General features: G+C 63.6%; 17 protein-coding genes and 1 pseudogene. 4 read left to right on the forward strand and 14 right to left on the reverse strand.

What is annotated here, in order from left to right; translation table 11 throughout:
- The first annotated feature begins 138 nt into the window (after nt 1–138).
- The 4 genes and pseudogenes from PG883_RS00420 (at nt 139) to nqrE (ending at nt 3248) form a co-directional block, all read left to right on the forward strand.
- Nucleotides 139–1320, forward strand: coding sequence for a MerR family transcriptional regulator (locus tag PG883_RS00420; RefSeq protein ID WP_270806826.1), 1182 nt, complete (start codon nt 139–141; stop codon nt 1318–1320).
- A 40-nt stretch (nt 1321–1360) separates the two neighbouring features.
- Nucleotides 1361–1865 (forward strand): annotated as a pseudogene (locus PG883_RS00425) (GNAT family N-acetyltransferase).
- Nucleotides 1866–2083: 218 nt separating this feature from the next.
- A complete protein-coding gene (locus PG883_RS00430; RefSeq protein ID WP_234030792.1) occupies nt 2084–2494 on the forward strand; it encodes a hypothetical protein in 411 nt (136 codons plus the stop codon).
- A gap of 154 nt (nt 2495–2648) precedes the next feature.
- Nucleotides 2649–3248 (forward strand): NADH:ubiquinone reductase (Na(+)-transporting) subunit E, encoded by a 600-nt coding sequence (nqrE, locus tag PG883_RS00435; protein ID WP_270806828.1) that lies wholly within the window; start codon nt 2649–2651, stop codon nt 3246–3248.
- Between the two features lie 33 nt (nt 3249–3281).
- On the opposite strand, the gene PG883_RS00440 is transcribed toward nqrE, so the two are convergent.
- The 14 genes from PG883_RS00440 to PG883_RS00505 form a co-directional block, all read right to left on the reverse strand.
- A complete protein-coding gene (locus tag PG883_RS00440; RefSeq protein WP_270806829.1) occupies nt 3282–3770 on the reverse strand; it encodes a GNAT family N-acetyltransferase in 489 nt (162 codons plus the stop codon).
- Between the two features lie 145 nt (nt 3771–3915).
- Nucleotides 3916–4881 carry a lipoyl synthase gene (gene lipA, locus PG883_RS00445; protein ID WP_039041111.1) on the reverse strand — a complete coding sequence of 322 codons (966 nt, stop codon included), beginning with the start codon at nt 4879–4881 and terminating at the stop codon, nt 3916–3918.
- Nucleotides 4882–4966: 85 nt separating this feature from the next.
- The gene (gene lipB / locus PG883_RS00450) at nt 4967–5659 is read right to left on the reverse strand and encodes a lipoyl(octanoyl) transferase LipB (protein WP_270806830.1); all 693 of its coding nucleotides are present in this window, start codon (nt 5657–5659) and stop codon (nt 4967–4969) included.
- A gap of 93 nt (nt 5660–5752) precedes the next feature.
- The gene (gene ybeD, locus PG883_RS00455) at nt 5753–6016 is read right to left on the reverse strand and encodes a DUF493 family protein YbeD (RefSeq protein ID WP_010673756.1); all 264 of its coding nucleotides are present in this window, start codon (nt 6014–6016) and stop codon (nt 5753–5755) included.
- 279 nt (nt 6017–6295) lie between these two features.
- Nucleotides 6296–7525, reverse strand: coding sequence for a D-alanyl-D-alanine carboxypeptidase family protein (locus PG883_RS00460; RefSeq protein ID WP_010673757.1), 1230 nt, complete (start codon nt 7523–7525; stop codon nt 6296–6298).
- 165 nt (nt 7526–7690) lie between these two features.
- A complete protein-coding gene (locus PG883_RS00465) occupies nt 7691–8620 on the reverse strand; it encodes a septal ring lytic transglycosylase RlpA family protein (protein WP_270806831.1) in 930 nt (309 codons plus the stop codon).
- A complete protein-coding gene (mltB, locus tag PG883_RS00470) occupies nt 8562–9560 on the reverse strand; it encodes a lytic murein transglycosylase B (RefSeq protein ID WP_270806832.1) in 999 nt (332 codons plus the stop codon). Before mltB ends, PG883_RS00465 begins: the two co-directional genes overlap by 59 nt.
- The gene (gene rodA / locus PG883_RS00475) at nt 9560–10663 is read right to left on the reverse strand and encodes a rod shape-determining protein RodA (RefSeq protein ID WP_010673760.1); all 1104 of its coding nucleotides are present in this window, start codon (nt 10661–10663) and stop codon (nt 9560–9562) included. Before rodA ends, mltB begins: the two co-directional genes overlap by 1 nt.
- A complete protein-coding gene (gene mrdA / locus PG883_RS00480; RefSeq protein WP_010673761.1) occupies nt 10660–12573 on the reverse strand; it encodes a penicillin-binding protein 2 in 1914 nt (637 codons plus the stop codon). The genes rodA and mrdA overlap by 4 nt, the downstream gene beginning before the upstream one ends.
- 64 nt (nt 12574–12637) lie before the next feature.
- Nucleotides 12638–13105: a 23S rRNA (pseudouridine(1915)-N(3))-methyltransferase RlmH gene (rlmH, locus tag PG883_RS00485; RefSeq protein ID WP_005298242.1), complete on the reverse strand. Its 468-nt coding sequence runs from the start codon at nt 13103–13105 to the stop codon at nt 12638–12640.
- A 24-nt stretch (nt 13106–13129) separates the two neighbouring features.
- Nucleotides 13130–13468, reverse strand: coding sequence for a ribosome silencing factor (gene rsfS, locus PG883_RS00490; RefSeq protein ID WP_043762188.1), 339 nt, complete (start codon nt 13466–13468; stop codon nt 13130–13132).
- Between the two features lie 212 nt (nt 13469–13680).
- On the reverse strand, nt 13681–14334 hold the full coding sequence (gene nadD, locus PG883_RS00495) for a nicotinate-nucleotide adenylyltransferase (protein WP_270806833.1): 654 nt from the start codon (nt 14332–14334) through the stop codon (nt 13681–13683).
- Nucleotides 14328–15362 (reverse strand): DNA polymerase III subunit delta, encoded by a 1035-nt coding sequence (gene holA, locus PG883_RS00500; RefSeq protein ID WP_270806834.1) that lies wholly within the window; start codon nt 15360–15362, stop codon nt 14328–14330. Before holA ends, nadD begins: the two co-directional genes overlap by 7 nt.
- Nucleotides 15362–15505, reverse strand: a complete 144-nt coding sequence (locus tag PG883_RS00505) for a DNA polymerase III subunit delta (RefSeq protein WP_406568584.1) — start codon at nt 15503–15505, stop codon at nt 15362–15364. Before PG883_RS00505 ends, holA begins: the two co-directional genes overlap by 1 nt.
- Nucleotides 15506–15518: the final 13 nt, after the last annotated feature.

The raw sequence follows: 15518 nt of genomic DNA on the forward strand, positions 1-15518 counted from the left end.
CTCTTGCTGTCGATGACGGCCACCTCAGGGTGGCCGTTTTTTTATGGTGTGAACCCGGATGTTGTCGTTGACCCGTCTATTGCTTCACAGTTTAAGCTTCCCTTCATCGGGTCACGGACCCCTCAGCGAGTGGCTGTCATGAAAATATCCGAACTGGCCCGGCGCTGCGGCCTGGCCCGCTCCACCCTGCTCTATTACGAGAAGCTGGGGGTGATTGCGGGCACGAGGGGCGCCAACGGCTATCGCTACTACGACGATGACGATCTGCAGCGGCTGCGGATGGTACAGGCCCTGCAGGCGGGTGGCCTCAGCCTCAAGCAGTGCCTCGCCTGTCTGGCGGGCGAGCTGGAGCAGGCAACGCTGGAAGCCCGGGTCAGGGAGCTGGATGAAGAGCTGGCGCGGATGCAACGCGCCCGGGATCTGCTGGCGGATCTCGCCGGTTTGCGTGCGCACTCCGGCGACGAGTTCAAGGCCTGGCAGCAGCAACTGCAGCATCAAGCCCCGCAGGCTTACTTTGCCTGGGTGATGAAGCAGGGATTCAGTGAAAAAGAGCGTTACCACCTGCAGTGGCTCAGCAAAGACATGAATGAACATGAACGCTACATCCGGGATTTCAAGCTGCTGCTGGATGGCATGAGCTATTGGGGGCCGGGCGATAGCCTCTTCACCCAGCAGCAATTTGCCGCGCTGCCCAGCCAGCCTCGCCGGATCCTCGACATGGGCTGCGGGCGCGGCGCCGCCACCCTGGCGCTGGCACAGGTGACGGACGCCACCATAGTGGCCATCGATCTGGACGAGGAGGCGCTGGCCGCCGTGGCGAGATCGGCCAGTGCGGCGGGGCTGAGTCAGGTCACTACCCTGTGCGCCAACATGGCGGCGCTGCCGGCAGATCTTGCCCCCGCCGATCTCATCTGGGCCGAGGGGAGCGCCTACACCATCGGGGTGGCCAACGCCTTGCAGGCATGGCGGCCGTACCTTGCCGGCCCTGCTGCCTGCCTGGTGCTGAGCGACCTGGTGTGGCTGACGGACACGCCCCCAGAGGAGGCACTGGCGTTCTGGCAGCGGGATTATCCCGCCATGCAGACCCTGGCGGGCCTGCTCAAAACGGTGCAGGAGGCGGGTTATCGCTGCCTGTGGCACACCCCGTTACAGCAAAGGGCCTGGGACAACTATCTGGATCCCATCGAGCGCAATCTGGCGCGCCACCGTGCCGAGCTGGGGGATAGCCCAGCCTGGCAGGATCTGAGCCGGGAAGTGGCCATCCACCGCCAATACCTGGGCAGCTATGGCTATGTGATCTGCTGCCTGCAGACAGTCTGATCAGGCCATCCATTGCAAGATAACAAACGGAGAAAACCTTATGAATATTCTCATTCGACCTGAAACGGGCGCCGATCACGACGCCATTGAAGCGCTGACCGTGGCCGCGTTCCTCAATGCCCCCCAATACCGATCACAACGAACAGCTGATCGTGCGCGCCTTGCGCCAGGCCGGGGCACTCAGCCTGTCTCTGGTGGCGGAGCAGGCGGGGCGGGTGGTCGGCCACCTCTGCTTCTCGCCGGTCACCATCAGCGATGGCAGCCCGCACTGGTATGGCCTTGGCCCCATTTCCGTCTCCCCTGCGCTTCAGGGCAGGGGGCTGGGGTCACGGCTGATGGACGCGGGTCTGGCCGAGCTCAAGGGGATGGGAGCGGCCGGCTGCGTGGTGCTGGGGGATCCCGGCTTCTACGGCCGTTTTGGTTTCGTGTCCGAGCCGGGGTTGACGCTGCCCGGCGTGCCGCCCGAGTACTTCATGACCCGCTCGTTCGGCGCTGCCATGCCCAGTGGTGAAGTGCGCTATCACCCGGCCTTTGTGCAGGCGTGAGGGTCATCGTGAGGGCAAAGAGGGTGCTCCTTGCGCTCATTGTGGTTTTTAATTGCCAGCTTTATTGATAACGAGGGTTTTTAGTATCGATTCGTGGGTGTTTGCAGGGTTTCAAATTCAATAAAAAGATGAATTGTGATATATTCGGCCTCGCTGAATCCTCTTTTCAAGAAGGGACTCCCCGCTTGTCACCCGCTGGCCGACGCTCGACCTGGCCGATGGCGCTCGCCATCGCCTGCCTTCTGTGGCTTGCCGCCTTCGCCGCGGCAGAGGTCGGTGCCGCCGTACGTCAGGCTGCGGTCGGCCAGGGCGCCTCGATGCAGTTGCATGAGCCGGCCGATCCCGGGCTGGTCAACAGCGTCAGCCTGCCTCCGGGCGGCCAGTGGCGGCTCAGCTTCGAGCAGGGTCGACGGCTGGAAGGGGCCGCTCAAGCCGAGCTCTATCAGGTGCTGCTGGCCTGGTTCCAGCACGATATCCTCGGCCTGCTCTGCGGCCTGCTGTTCTTCCTGCCCCTCATCTACCTCAGGCAACTGAGCGACTACTTCGGTTATCTGCACCGGTGGCGCTTGAGCTGCCATCACCTGCAATTTCGTTTCTGCCACAGCGACTCGTACCTGGCTGCTTGCTGAGCGCCCGTCCGCCCAAGGCTTTCTCCCTCGCTGATTGATGTCAGCCGCGAAGGCATGCCCGTGCGGTCCGGTGCCCTCCTTGCACCGTCTTCCTGCCTGCCCGCCGGCGAGCACGAAGGCGGCTCCCACCCCGTACACGTTGTGAGCCGACCCGATGGATTATTATGTAAACCTGTTTATTCACTCGATTTTTGTCGAAAACCTGGCGCTGGCCTTCTTCCTTGGCATGTGCACCTTCCTGGCCGTTTCCAAGAACATCAACACCGCCTTTGGCCTTGGCATGACGGTGCTGGTGGTCATGGTGATCGCCATTCCCCTCAACAACCTGATCTACCGCCATATCCTGCGTCCCGAGAGTACCTTCCTCGGGGAGTTTGATCTGGGCTTTCTCGATTTCATCGTCTACATCGGGGTGCTGGCGGCCCTGGTACAGGTGATGGAGATGGTGCTCGACAAACATTTCCCGGCGCTCCATCACGCGCTCGGCATCTACCTGCCGCTGCTGACGGTGCATTGCGCCATCTTCGGCGGGGTAATGTTCATGGCCCAGCGGGATTACGACTTCATCGAATCCGTGGTCTACGGGGCGGGCTCAGGGCTGGGCTGGCTGCTGGCCATCGTCGCCATTGCGGGATTGCGCCAGAAGATGAAGTATTCGGATGTGCCCGAGGGGCTGTGGGGTATCGGCATTACCTTCATTGTGGCCGGGCTGATGTCCCTCGGCTTCATGTCCTTTTCCGGCATCTCGCTCTGAGCCATGGGCCGGGTGGTGGCCCAATGAAGGTGCTCAATCCAGACGCTTTGCCATGTTGTAGCCGGTGATGGTGAAGCCCAGCGCCTGATAGAGCGCCAGTGCCCTCGGGTTGTCATGGGCCACCCTCAGCTTGATCTGGTGGATGCCTAGGGGGGCGAGCTGCGCCTCCAGGGCGGCCATGGCTGCCTTGCCGAGGCCGCGACCACGATGGGGAGGTGTCACATAGAAGTCGTAGATGAAGGTGGTGTCGGCGGCGCCGTCGATGGCGTGCCAGAGATAGCCCAGAGGCTCGCCCGGCGCATTCGAGGCTTCAGGTACCATGGCGAGCAGGTGATGACCCGGGGTGGCGACACCCAGTGGCAGGAGCTGCTGCAACGAGGCGTCGGCCTGACGGTGGGCGTCAGGCAGCGCCATCCCGTGGTTGCTGGCAAGATCCTGGGTGTAATCCTCGATGAAGTAGTCGCGATAGGCGGGAAAGTCTGCGTCACGCAGAGGGATCAGGCGAACGGTGAGAGTCGGCATCCGGCACAGCACTCCAGAGAAGGGGAGTGGCCACGTGACGCTAGAACGGCGCCAATCACAAAGGGACAACCGCTGCCTGCGAGGTGACGGCGATAAAAAAAGAGCGCCCAGGGGCGCTCTTTTTTCTGCCAGCAGGAAAAGAGGCTTATTTGACCTCTTCCCCCTTGGCTTGCAGGTCTGCGTGGTAGGAGGAACGCACGAAGGGACCGCAGGCGGCGTGGCTGAAGCCGAGATCCATGGCCACATCCTTGAGTTCGTCGAACTCTGCGGGCGGCACATAACGCTTCACCGGCAGGTGGTGGCGGCTCGGTTGCAGGTACTGGCCCAGGGTCAGCATGTTGACGCCGTGCTCGCGCAGATCCTTGAGCACCTCGACGATCTCCTCGTTGGTCTCGCCAAGGCCCATCATCAGGCCGGACTTGGTCGGCACGTGGGGGTGCATCTCCTTGATGCGGCGCAGCAGCTCCAGGGACCACTTGTAGTCGGCGCCCGGACGGGCAACCCGGTACATGCGCGGGGCGGTTTCCAGGTTGTGGTTAAAGACGTCAGGCGGGGTCTCGCGGAACACCTCCAGCGCCTGCTCCATCCGGCCACGGAAGTCCGGGGTCAGGATCTCGATACGGGTCTGGGGGCTGTGCTCGCGGATCTCGCGGATGCAGTCGGCGAAGTGCTGGGCACCGCCGTCGCGCAGGTCGTCGCGGTCCACCGAGGTGATCACCACGTACTTGAGGTTCATCTCCTTGATGGTGAGTGCCAGCTTCTTCGGCTCCTCCGGATCCAGCGGCAACGGACGGCCGTGGGCCACGTCGCAGAAGGGGCAGCGGCGGGTACAGATGGCGCCCATGATCATGAAGGTCGCGGTGCCGTGGTTGAAGCACTCCGCCAGGTTGGGGCAGGAAGCCTCTTCACACACAGAGTGCAGCTTGTTTTTGCGCAGGGTGCTCTTGATGTGCTCGATCTTCTGGCTCGACGGCGGCAGCTTGATCCGCATCCACTCCGGCTTGCGCAGCACTTCCTCGTTGGGATCCGGCATGAATTTCACCGGGATCAGGGCCATCTTGTCGCCATCGCGCAGCTTGACGCCCGGCTCCATACGAACGGGTTTGCTCATGATTCACTCTCGGTGTTTGTTATTGTCTGGTTGATGGTCACCAGGGGCCTTGCGGCTCCCTCGTGACCACGGGGCATGGGGTTGCTCATGCCGCCTCTTCGGTATTCGTGATCTCTTGGTAGCCAATCAGGCGGGCCAGCTCCGTCACCAGCAGGGACTGTGCCTCGGCGACGCTCTGCGGGCCGCCCAGGGCGCTGGTCTGGGTCATGGCCATGCCCGCATAGCCGCACGGATTGATGCGCAGGAAGGGGGTCATGTCCATGTTGACGTTGAGAGCCAACCCGTGGAACGAGCACCCCTTGCGAATGCGCAAGCCCAGGGACGCCAGCTTGGCTTCCATACCCAGATCGCTCTTCACGTAGACGCCCGGGGCATCGGCCTTGGCGTAGGCCTCGATATTGCTTTTGGCGAGCGTGTTGATGATGGCGGTTTCGAGGCAGGTCACCAGCTCCCGTACAGAGAGCTTGCTGCGGCGCACATCCACCAGCACGTAGAGCACCAGCTGGCCCGGGCCGTGATAGGTCACCTGGCCGCCGCGATCACTCTGCACCACCGGGATGTTGCCGGGGGCGAGCAGGTGTTCGGCCTTGCCGGCCTGACCCTGGGTGTAGACGGGGTCATGCTCCACCACCCAGAACTCGTCCGGGGTGTCGGGGGTACGATTGTCGGTGAATGCCTTCATGGCGTCCCACACCGGCTGGTAGGGGCGACGGCCCAGCTGTCTGACGAACAGTTGGCCGGCTGACGGTTGTGGCTCGGCGGGCGTTTCGAGTGACATCTTTCCTCACTGGCGGCGCGGTGTCGGTACGGTCGCCGCTGCGACCGGGCGGCAAATAATCAGTCGCCCCGGTGGCGGGGCGAAAGAGGCAACTTACAGGACGTAACGAACCAGCTCGATCTTGCCAAGGGCGGTATACATGGCCTCGATGTGTTCCTTGCTCTGGGCGGTGACCGTCACCCGTACCGAGTGATAGTTGCCCTTGGAGCTAGGTTGAACGGTCGGGCTGTAGGTGCCGGGAGCATGTTGCTGCAGCACTTCCACCACCATGTCGGGCAGGGCGGGATCGGCCACGCCAAGCACCTTGAACGGGAACTTGCAGGGGAACTCCAGCAGTTCATCAAACTTGGTATTCATCTACTTCACCTTTCTGGGTCGCCGGGACGCGACGTCATCTTTACGTCTTTGAGGGCCGCCGAAACGGTCCCCTCATCTGCCCCCAGGGGACAGTTCCCAGTCTATATGGGCATGAGCCGCCTCGGGATCAAGACCCGGCGGTGCGGCAAGACGTGGAAATGCTGCTTTTTACCACAAATCGTCAGTCGGCGGAACCTGCAGATTACAGGGTTATTGACTGGACAGACCGCAAAAGACAGCAGCGGCGCCTGTTGGCGCCGCTGCTTGAGGAAGGGTCTGTTACTTGAACCAGCTGGAGACCAGCATGACCAGGTAATCCCACAGGCGGCTCATCAGGCCACCTTCCTGCACCTCTTCCAGGGCAACCAGGGGAACCTGCTTGATCTCCTTGTCCCCTTGCTTGAGGTACACGGTGCCGACGCGCTGGCCCTTGGCCAGGGGCGCCTTCAGCTCGCTCTCCAGCTGGAAGTCCGCCTTGAGGTTGTTGCCCTGGCCACGGGTGACCAGCACGGAGACGTCCTTGTCGACCCCCAGCTTCACTTCCGGCTTGTCGCCCATCCAGATCTTCTGGGTGACCAGTTCGGTGCCCGCCTTGTAGGGGGTCAGGCTCTGGAAGAAGCGGAAGCCGTAGGTGAGCAGCTTCTTGCTCTCGGCGGCGCGGGAGGCCTCGCTGTTGGCCCCCATGACCACGGCGATCAGGCGCATGCCTTCGTTGTTGGTGGCGGAAGAGACCAGGTTGTAGCCGACCTGGCTGACGTGACCTGTCTTGATGCCGTCAACCTGCAGGGATTGGTCCCACAGCAGGCGGTTGCGGTTGTGCTGGGTGATGCCGTTGAACACGAAGGACTTCTGGGAGTAGATCTTGTACTCCTCCGGCTGATCGTGGATCAGGGCCTGACCCAGGCGGGCCATGTCGCGGGCGGTACTGTAGTGGCCCTCTTCATCCAGGCCGTGGGGGTTCTTGAACTGGGAGTCCTTCATGCCGAGCTTGGCGGCCCAGGCGTTCATCAGGCTGGCGAAGGAGTCGGTGCTGCCTGCCAGGTGCTCGGCCATGGCGACGCAGGCGTCGTTGCCGGACTGGATGATGATGCCCTTGTTGAGATCATCGACGGAGACCTGCTTGCCCACCTCGATGAACATCTTGGAGGAGTCGGAGTAGTTCTTGGACCAGGCGTTCTGGCTGATGGTCACCATGTCGGTGCCCTTGATGTTCCCTTTGTGCAGCTCGTCGCCGACGATGTAGGAGGTCATCATCTTGGTCAGGCTGGCGGGGGGCAGACGCTCGTCGGCGTTCTGCTCGGCCAGCACCTGGCCCGAGAAGTAGTCGATCAGGATGTGGGCCTTGGCGGAGATCTCGGGCGCGGCAGGCACCACCATGGGGGCGCTGTTCAAAGTGGGGACCGGCTGGGCACTCGGCAGGGCCGAATCCGGGGTCGGAACAGGCTGGTTGGCCTGAGCGGTGGCGCTTAACAGGGAGGCCAGAATAACGGAGCGGGCAAATTTGGACATCTTGAAATTCCTGGTGCCTGGATGGGATGTACCCAAGTTGAAAAAAAGCGGGCCCCACTATACCAGATGTGCGTGTCGGTCATAGTCCGAGATGCGACCTGGACGGGATTTTATGGGATGGTCCCCGACCTCGCGTCGTATCCCGGCGCGAGGTCGGGGCGGGTATCAGGGCACGATGAAGGCCTGCTCCAACCCACCCTGGCGGATCTGCTCGAGCAGGGGGGCCTGCTTGTCGCTGGCCACGGGTCCGAGCAGGACGCGGAAGACGGCGCCATGTGCCACCACCTGGTACGGCACGCCATAGCGCTGGGTCATCACCTTGCCCATGGCCTCGGCCCGCGCCTGCGAGCCGCTGGCGAGCACCTGGATCATCTTGCCCTGGGTCGCACCGGCCTTGGGGGGGGAGACGGTGGTGGTTGCCGTGGCGGCAGGAGCAGGAGCAGGCGCGGCCTTGGCCGGTGCCGTGGGGGCCGGCGTCTCGTTCACGAAGGAATTGGCTGCTGGCGCCGCAGGCTCCATGGGCGTCATCGGGGTCATGGGCACCATCTCCACCATCTGATCCGGCTGATCGGTGATGAGTTCGAGGCGCACCCGGGCCTCACCCCCTTCCACCATCTCCAGTTGCGCGGCGGCGGCGTGAGAGAGATCGATGAGGCGATCGCTGCCGAAGGGGCCGCGATCATTGACGCGTACTATGGTCTCCAGACCGTTGTCCAGATTGGTGACCCGCACGTAGCTTGGCAGGGGCAGGTTGCGGTGGGCGGCGCTGAACAGGGTGCTGTCCTGCACGTCGCCGTTGGCAGTCTTGTTGCCGTCCAGATCCCGGGAGAGCCAGCTGGCAGTGCCTTCCTCGCTGTAGTGCTTGATGTCGCGCCACACCTCAAACTTCTGCTTTCCGATCCAGTAGTCCCGGTTGCCGCTCTCGCTCATGGGTTCGGGGCGGGGAATGGCGCCGGTCGCCTGGGGGATCTCGATGACCTGGGGCTTCTCCTGGGGGGCGGGCTCCGGGGGCCGCGGCTGGGGTTCGGGTTGGCTGCTACAGGCGGCCAGCAACAAGGTCAGGCTGAGGGGAAGAAGTTTGTGGCTGTAATGCATAAGCGTCCTGGATTGCTTGACTGAGTTGATGCACCGCCATCGCATAGAGAGGGCTGCGATTGTAGCGGGTGATCACGTAAAAATTGTGGCGCGCGACCCAGTATTCCGGTCCTTCGGCCTGCTCCATCGCCAGCAGTTTTACCGGCGTCTCGGGTGACGGCGGCGTGGCGACTTCAATGCCCGCAGCGGCCAGCTCTGCCCAGCGGTGTTTTAGCTCGGGCTCGGGTGCAAGCAGGGTACCTACTGGCGCCAATCCGATCAAGGCGGGCTCCACCACCGGCTCGCCCCAGCGCCAGTGGTGCAGGGCGAAGTAGTTGGCCACGCTGCCGATGGCATCTGCCGGGTTGGCGAAGAGATCCCGCTTGCCGTCTCCGTCGAAGTCGACCGCGTAGTGGCGGTAGCTGGAGGGCATGAACTGGCCCATGCCCATGGCACCGGCATAGGAGCCCTTGAGGGTGGTGAGCGGCCACTTCTCTTCCCGGGCAAGCAGCACCAGCTGGGCAAACTCCTTGGCGAAGAAATCCGCCCGTTCGGGGTAGTGGAATCCCAGGGTGTAAAGGCTGTCGAGCACCGGGTGGCGGCCCATCTGTCGACCGTAAAAGGTCTCGATGCCGATGATGGCGACGATGAGGGAGGCGGGGACCTGGTAGGTCTGCTCGGCCCGTGCCAGGGTGGCGGCATGGCGCTGCCAGAATCCCACTCCGTCCCGGATGCGCTCCGGGGTGACGAACAGCGGTCTGTAGCGGTGCCAGGGCTTGGCTTCCCAGGGGCGGCGGATGGTGTCCAGCACCTCCTGGCGCAGGCTGGCCTGGGCGGCGGCGGCCTGCAACTCTGCCAGCGGCACCTGCTGCTGCTCGGCCAGCAGGCTGAGTCGGGCCGGCGAGACGGCAGCACCCGCCGTCAGGGTGCACAGAGATAGAGCCAGCCAGCCGAGCCGCATCAGGCGAGCAGCCGCCTGTGGGTCTGGATGGACATCAGAACGCCGAAGCCCGCCATCAGGGTCACCATGGAGGTGCCGCCGTAGCTCACCAGTGGCAGGGGAACTCCTACCACCGGCAGGATGCCGCTTACCATGCCCATGTTGACGAACACATAGACGAAGAAGGTCAGGGTCAGGGCGCCCCCCAGCAGGCGTTCGAAGCTGTTCTGGGCCTGCATGGAGATAAACAGGCAGCGGCTGATGATGTAGAGGTAGATGACCAGCAAGAGGGCCACTCCCACCAGACCGAACTCCTCGCTGAAGACGGCGAAGATGAAGTCGGTGTGGCGCTCTGGCAGGAATTCGAGCTGGGACTGGGTGCCTTGCAGCCACCCCTTGCCAAACACGCCGCCGGAGCCGATCGCAATCTTGGACTGGATGATGTGATAGCCGCGACCGAGGGGGTCCTTCTCCGGGTCCAGCAGCATCAGCACCCGCTGGCGCTGGTAGTCGTGCATCAGGAAGAACCAGAGAACCGGCATGAAGGCGCAGATGAGCAAGACCGCGAGCCCGATGAGCCACCAGCTGATCCCCGCCAGGAAGATGACGAAGAAGCCGGAAGCGGCCACCAGGATGGAGGTGCCGAGATCGGGTTGGGCCGCGATCAGCAGGGTGGGCAGCAGCACCATCACCAGGGCGATCATCACATGGCTGAACTTTGGCGGCAGGGAGTGCCGGCTGAGCCAGGCGGCCACCATGATGGGCATGGAGAGTTTCATCACCTCGGAGGGCTGGAACTTCATGAAGCCGAGATCGAGCCAGCGCTGGGCCCCCTTGCCGATATGGCCGAACACGTCCACCGCGATGAGCAGCAGCACCACCACCGCAAACAGGGGCACCGACCAGCGGGCATAGAGGGAGGGCGGCAGCTGGGCCATGCCGATCATCAGACCGAAGGCCAGGGCGCCGCGCACCAGCTGGCGCACGATGGAGTCGAGATCCTGGCCCGAGGCGGAGTAGAGCACCACCATGGAGAGGGCCATCAGGGTCAGCAGGCCGAGCAGCAGCGGCAGGTCGATGTGCAGCTTGTACCAGATGCTCTGCTGGCGGGCAGAATTACTCATTGGGAAACGACCTCACTCGGTTGGGACGGCTTTTCCGGTGCTGGTGGCAACTGGGGTTCCGGCGGCAGCAGATAGGCATCCAGCATGTGGCGGGCGACCGGTGCTGCCATGGCGCTGCCGCCCCCGGCGTTCTCCAGCACCAGGGCGACCACCGCCTTGGGTGCCTCGAAGGGGGCGAAGGCGACGAACAGGGCGTTGTCGCGGTGCTCCACCTTGGTGGTGGCCGCGTTGTAGACCTGGTTCTCTTTCAGGCCCACCACCTGGGCGGTGCCGGACTTGCCCGCCGCCTTGTAGGGGGTATTGGCGAAGGCGCGGCGCCCCGTCCCTTCGTGGCCGTTGATGACGCGCCACATGCCGTCCTTGGCCACCTGCCAGTAGGTATCGCTCTTGGCGGCGATGGCCACGTTCGGGTTGATGGGGGCGTTGACCACGCCATCGGAGGAGGCGGTGCTCTTGAGCAGGTGCGGCGTCACGTCGTGACCGTTCTGGGTCAGGATGCTGATGGCCTTGGCGAGCTGGATAGGGGTGGCGCTCCAGTAGCCCTGGCCGATGCCGATGGAGATGGTGTCCCCCTGGTACCAGGGTTGACGCCAGCGGGCCATCTTCCAGTCCCGGGAGGGCATGACGCCCCGGGTCTCTTCATAGAGGTCCACGCCGCTGTACTGGCCGAAGCCGAACTTGGTCATGTAGCTGTTGATCTTGTCGATGCCGACCCGGTAGGCGAGATCGTAGAAATAGGTATCCGCCGAGACCTCGATGGCGCGATAGACGTCGAGCCAGCCGTGGCCCCAGCGGCGCCAGTCCCGGAACTTCTTGGTGGTGCCCGGGATGGAGAAGCTGGGCCCGCCGAAGTAGCGGTAATTGGGGGTGATCGCCCCCTCATTGAGCCCCATCACCGCCATCATGGGCTTGACGGTGGAGGCGGGGGCATAGATGCCCTGGGTGGTGCGGTTGACCAGCGGCCGGGCGGGATCGTTGAGCAGCGCCGAGTAGTTGGCGCTGGAGATGCCGGTCACGAACAGGTTGGGGTCGTAGCTCGGGCTCGACTCCATGGCCAGGATGGCGCCGGTGTTGGGCTCCATCATCACGATGGCGCCCCGGCGGCCGGCCAGCAGCTCCTGGGCTTTCAACTGCAGGCGGATGTCGATGTTGAGGTAGATGTCCTTGCCGGGCTCGGGGGGCTGGAATTTCAGGGTGCGCACCACCCGGCCGCGGTTGTTCACCTCGACCTCCTGATAACCCGCCACGCCGTGCAGCTGATCCTCGTAGTACTTCTCTACCCCCTGTTTGCCGATGTCCTTGGTGGCGGCATAGTTGGCGAGCTTCTCCTCCTTCTCGAGGCGCTCCACGTCACGGGTGTTGATCTTGGCCACGTAGCCCAGGGCATGGGTCAGGGTATCGCCGAACGGGTAGTAGCGCTTGAGGTAGGCCTCGATGCTGGCCCCCGGGTAGTTGTGCTGGTTGACCGAGAAGAGGGCGACCTGGTATTCGGTCAGCTTCTCGAACAGGGGCACGGGCTTGAAGCGGCGCTGACGTTTGACCTCGGCCAGGAACTTCTCCTTGGTCCCCTCCGGCAGGGCCAGCAGGGTGATGAGGTCGTCCGCGGTCTTCTCCAGGTTCTCGGTCTCTTCGGGCACGATCTCCAGGCTGTAGACAGGGCGGTTTTCCGCCAGCAGGACACCGTTGGCGTCGTAGATGAGGCCACGGGGCGGCGCCACCGGTACCACACGGATGCGGTTGTCGTTGGATCGGGTCTGATAAGTTTCGTAAGACTCTACTTGCAGGTAGTAGAGGTTAGCCAGCAGCACCAGCATGAGGGTGACCATGCCGATGTAGGCGACCAGGGTGCGCCGGAAGAACAGACGTCCCTCGGCACTGTGATCGCGCATTTCAATGCGATTCTTCAGCATGCCGTTACCTTGTGGCTGACGTGCGGGTGAGAGAGGAGAAATGCATGCTCAGGGTCGGCATGGGTCACTCTCTGTGATAAGGGTGATTGGTGGTGATGCTCCAGGCGCGATAGAGGCTCTCTGCCACCAGCACCCGCACCAGGGGATGGGGCAGGGTCAGGGGCGACAGGGACCAGCTCTGTTCGGCGGCGGCCTTGCACTCGGGGGAGAGGCCCTCGGGCCCGCCCACCAGCAGCGCCACGTCCCGGCCATCCAGCTTCCAGGCTTCCAGTTGCACGGCGAGCTGCTCCGTGGTCCAGGGCTTGCCCGGAATGTCCAGGGTCACGATGCGCGAGCGGCCGGCCGCGGCCAGCATGGCTTCCCCTTCCTTCTGCAGGATGCGGGGAATGTCGGCATTCTTGCCGCGCTTGCCTGCGCCTATCTCGACGAGCTCGAACGGCATGTCTTTGGGGAAGCGGCGACGGTACTCTTCGAAGCCATGCTCTACCCAGGCAGGCATCTTGGTGCCCACTGCAATCAACTGGATTTTCATCTTTGGTTACGCTGTCGCCCTTTATTACGAATTCATCTGAGCGGCGCCGCTCCAGAGTTTTTCCAGCTGGTAGAAGTCGCGATACTCATCCTGCATCACGTGGACGATGACCGATCCCATGTCCACCAGCACCCATTCGCCAGTGAGCTCCCCTTCCACGCTGAGCAGGTCGAGCCCGGCGTGGCGCGCCTCGCTGGCGAGGTTGTGGGCGATGGCACTGACGTGACGATTGGAGTTGCCGGAGCAGATGATCATGGTGTCCGTGATGCTGGATTTGCCGCGCACATCGAGGGTGATGATGTCGCGGCCTTTCATGTCATCGATCTTGTCGACGATAAAGGCGAGCAATTCTTGGCCTTGCAATGTCTTCTCCTATCTTCCGGCGCCAGAGGGCGGCGGATTATATCATGGTCACTCCCGTTTCCCAGCCTGGCAAAGGGAGCATCGCCGGGGGCGCCGTCCCGTGGGGGAGGGGCCCCTTGACGATCACTATAGTGTGCAACCCGGCCTGGCAATAGTCAGGGCCGGGCCCGGTGCGCCCGGACGTGTCGGCTGACCCGCCTGCGTGGCGCCGTTTACTGCGTTGCCGATGAGCGGTAGAGCCCGTGGCGCCGGATATAGTCGGCGACCGGGTTGGGCAGCAGGTATTTGGGATCCTGGCCTGCCGCGAGCAGGGCACGCAGGCGTGTGGCCGACAGCTCGACCGGCAGATTGTCACAAAGCCAGACATGACCGTGGCGCTGGCGATGGAGAGCCCGAATGTCCCGGGTCTGGTGGCGGGCCAGCAGCTCGGCCACCTGGACGGGATAATCCGGTTGCCAGCCTGGGCGGCAGCTCACCACCAGGTGGGCGTAATCGAGCAGCTCCTGCCAGCGGTGCCAGCCCGGCAGGCCGAGCAGGGAATCCATCCCCATCAAAAAGCAGAGCGGGGTGTCCGGCAGCTCGCTCCTCAACTCGACAAGGGTGTCGATGGTCCAGGAGGGAGTGTCGCGCCTGAGCTCCCGCTCATCCACCACGAATCCCGGGTTGTCCGCTGCAGCCAGCGCGACCATGGCGAGCCGCTGCTCGCTGGAGCAGAGCGGATTGGCCCGGTGGGGCGGGATATGGTTCGGGAGCAGGCGCACCTCAGCCAGACCCAGGGCGTCCCGGGCCTCGATGGCGGGCCTCAGGTGGCCGATGTGAATGGGATCGAAGGTGCCGCCGAGGATCCCGATGGGCGGTGTCAGCATGATTCCGTCTCCAGCAGGGGGAGCGGGGTTCCGTCACGAAAGCCGAGGGCGATGGTTTGCAGCATCAGCCAGGCCTGCTCGGTGTCGAAATGGCGCTGGGCATGGTCCAGCCGGGCCATCAGTTGCCAGAGCTGCCGGATCTTGGGGAAGGGAAGCCGGGTCAGCGCCTGCTGGATGAGCTGCTGGCGGCTCTGCCAGATGCGCAATCGGGTGAAGTGTTCCACCAGGGGTTGACCGGCGCGGGCGGCCAGCGCCAGCTCGGTGAGCTGCTCCAGCTCGCGGCACAGGGTCCAGGCCAGCATGCCGGGCTCGGTGCCCTCGGCGCGCAGGGCCAGCAGGATGCGCTGGGCCCGGTTCACCTTGCCTTCCAGCAGGGTATCGACCAGCTGGAACGGGGTGAAGTGGGCGTGGCGGATGATGGTTTCCTGCAGGTAGGCGACCGTGATCGGCTGGGGGGGCGAGAGCAGGGTCAGCTTCTCTATCTCCTGGCTCGCGGCCAGCAGGTTGCCCTCGTAAGCGTGACACATGAAGTTGACGGCATCCGGCATCGCCTTGAGGCCGAAGCGCTGAAACCGTGCGCTCATCCAGCGCGGGAAGAAGCGGGGCTCGGGGTGGTTGACCGGCACATAGGTGCCGCTCTGGCTCAGCTTGTCGAACCAGGCTGCCTTCATCTGGGTCTGGTTGAGGCGACCGCCGCTGAGCACCAGCAGCAGATCGGGGTGGAGCTGCTTGCCGATCTCGCTGATGCGGGCGGCGAGATCCTTGTCGACCTTGGCCGGCAGCTCCAGCTCGATGATCTGGCGGGCGGAAAAGAGGCTCATGGCCTGGCAGGCGTCATAGACCTGGTTCCAGTCCAGGCCGGCTTCCACCACGAAGCTGTGGCGCTCATCGAAGCCCTGTTTGCGGGCCGCCTGGCGCACAGCGTCGATGGCTTCCAGCTTGAGCAGGGGCTCGTCTCCAAAAATGAGATAGCAGGGCTTGAGCCCTGCCTTGAGGTGGTCCGCGAGTTGTTCAGGGTAAATCCGCATCAGAGCCTGGCCTGGTTGAGGGGGGAGGATGCACGGTCGATGGCCTGCTCATTCTTGAACAGGAGTTCGTTCCCAAAAATGAGATAGCAGGGCTTGAGCCCGGCCTTGAGATGGTCCGCGAACTGCTCCGGATAGACTCTCATCAAGATACCTGCA

This window comes from Aeromonas sp. QDB25, assembly GCF_027707725.1.
GTDB lineage: Bacteria > Pseudomonadota > Gammaproteobacteria > Enterobacterales > Aeromonadaceae > Aeromonas > Aeromonas caviae.

What these genes read in the sequence shown, in the direction of transcription:
- nqrE (WP_270806828.1), top strand. Translation starts at nt 2,649, where the DNA reads ATGGATTATTATGTAAACCTGTTTATTCACTCGATTTTTGTCGAAAAC.
- PG883_RS00430 (WP_234030792.1), top strand. Translation starts at nt 2,084, where the DNA reads ATGGCGCTCGCCATCGCCTGCCTTCTGTGGCTTGCCGCCTTCGCCGCG.
- PG883_RS00440 (WP_270806829.1), bottom strand. Translation starts at nt 3,770, where the DNA reads ATGCCGACTCTCACCGTTCGCCTGATCCCTCTGCGTGACGCAGACTTT.
- PG883_RS00460 (WP_010673757.1), bottom strand. Translation starts at nt 7,525, where the DNA reads ATGTCCAAATTTGCCCGCTCCGTTATTCTGGCCTCCCTGTTAAGCGCC.
- rodA (WP_010673760.1), bottom strand. Translation starts at nt 10,663, where the DNA reads ATGAGTAATTCTGCCCGCCAGCAGAGCATCTGGTACAAGCTGCACATC.
- holA (WP_270806834.1), bottom strand. Translation starts at nt 15,362, where the DNA reads ATGCGGATTTACCCTGAACAACTCGCGGACCACCTCAAGGCAGGGCTC.
- PG883_RS00420 (WP_270806826.1), top strand. Translation starts at nt 139, where the DNA reads ATGAAAATATCCGAACTGGCCCGGCGCTGCGGCCTGGCCCGCTCCACC.
- lipA (WP_039041111.1), bottom strand. Translation starts at nt 4,881, where the DNA reads ATGAGCAAACCCGTTCGTATGGAGCCGGGCGTCAAGCTGCGCGATGGC.
- rlmH (WP_005298242.1), bottom strand. Translation starts at nt 13,105, where the DNA reads ATGAAAATCCAGTTGATTGCAGTGGGCACCAAGATGCCTGCCTGGGTA.
- mrdA (WP_010673761.1), bottom strand. Translation starts at nt 12,573, where the DNA reads ATGCTGAAGAATCGCATTGAAATGCGCGATCACAGTGCCGAGGGACGT.
- PG883_RS00505 (WP_406568584.1), bottom strand. Translation starts at nt 15,505, where the DNA reads ATGAGAGTCTATCCGGAGCAGTTCGCGGACCATCTCAAGGCCGGGCTC.
- nadD (WP_270806833.1), bottom strand. Translation starts at nt 14,334, where the DNA reads ATGCTGACACCGCCCATCGGGATCCTCGGCGGCACCTTCGATCCCATT.
- ybeD (WP_010673756.1), bottom strand. Translation starts at nt 6,016, where the DNA reads ATGAATACCAAGTTTGATGAACTGCTGGAGTTCCCCTGCAAGTTCCCG.
- mltB (WP_270806832.1), bottom strand. Translation starts at nt 9,560, where the DNA reads ATGCGGCTCGGCTGGCTGGCTCTATCTCTGTGCACCCTGACGGCGGGT.
- PG883_RS00465 (WP_270806831.1), bottom strand. Translation starts at nt 8,620, where the DNA reads ATGCATTACAGCCACAAACTTCTTCCCCTCAGCCTGACCTTGTTGCTG.
- lipB (WP_270806830.1), bottom strand. Translation starts at nt 5,659, where the DNA reads ATGTCACTCGAAACGCCCGCCGAGCCACAACCGTCAGCCGGCCAACTG.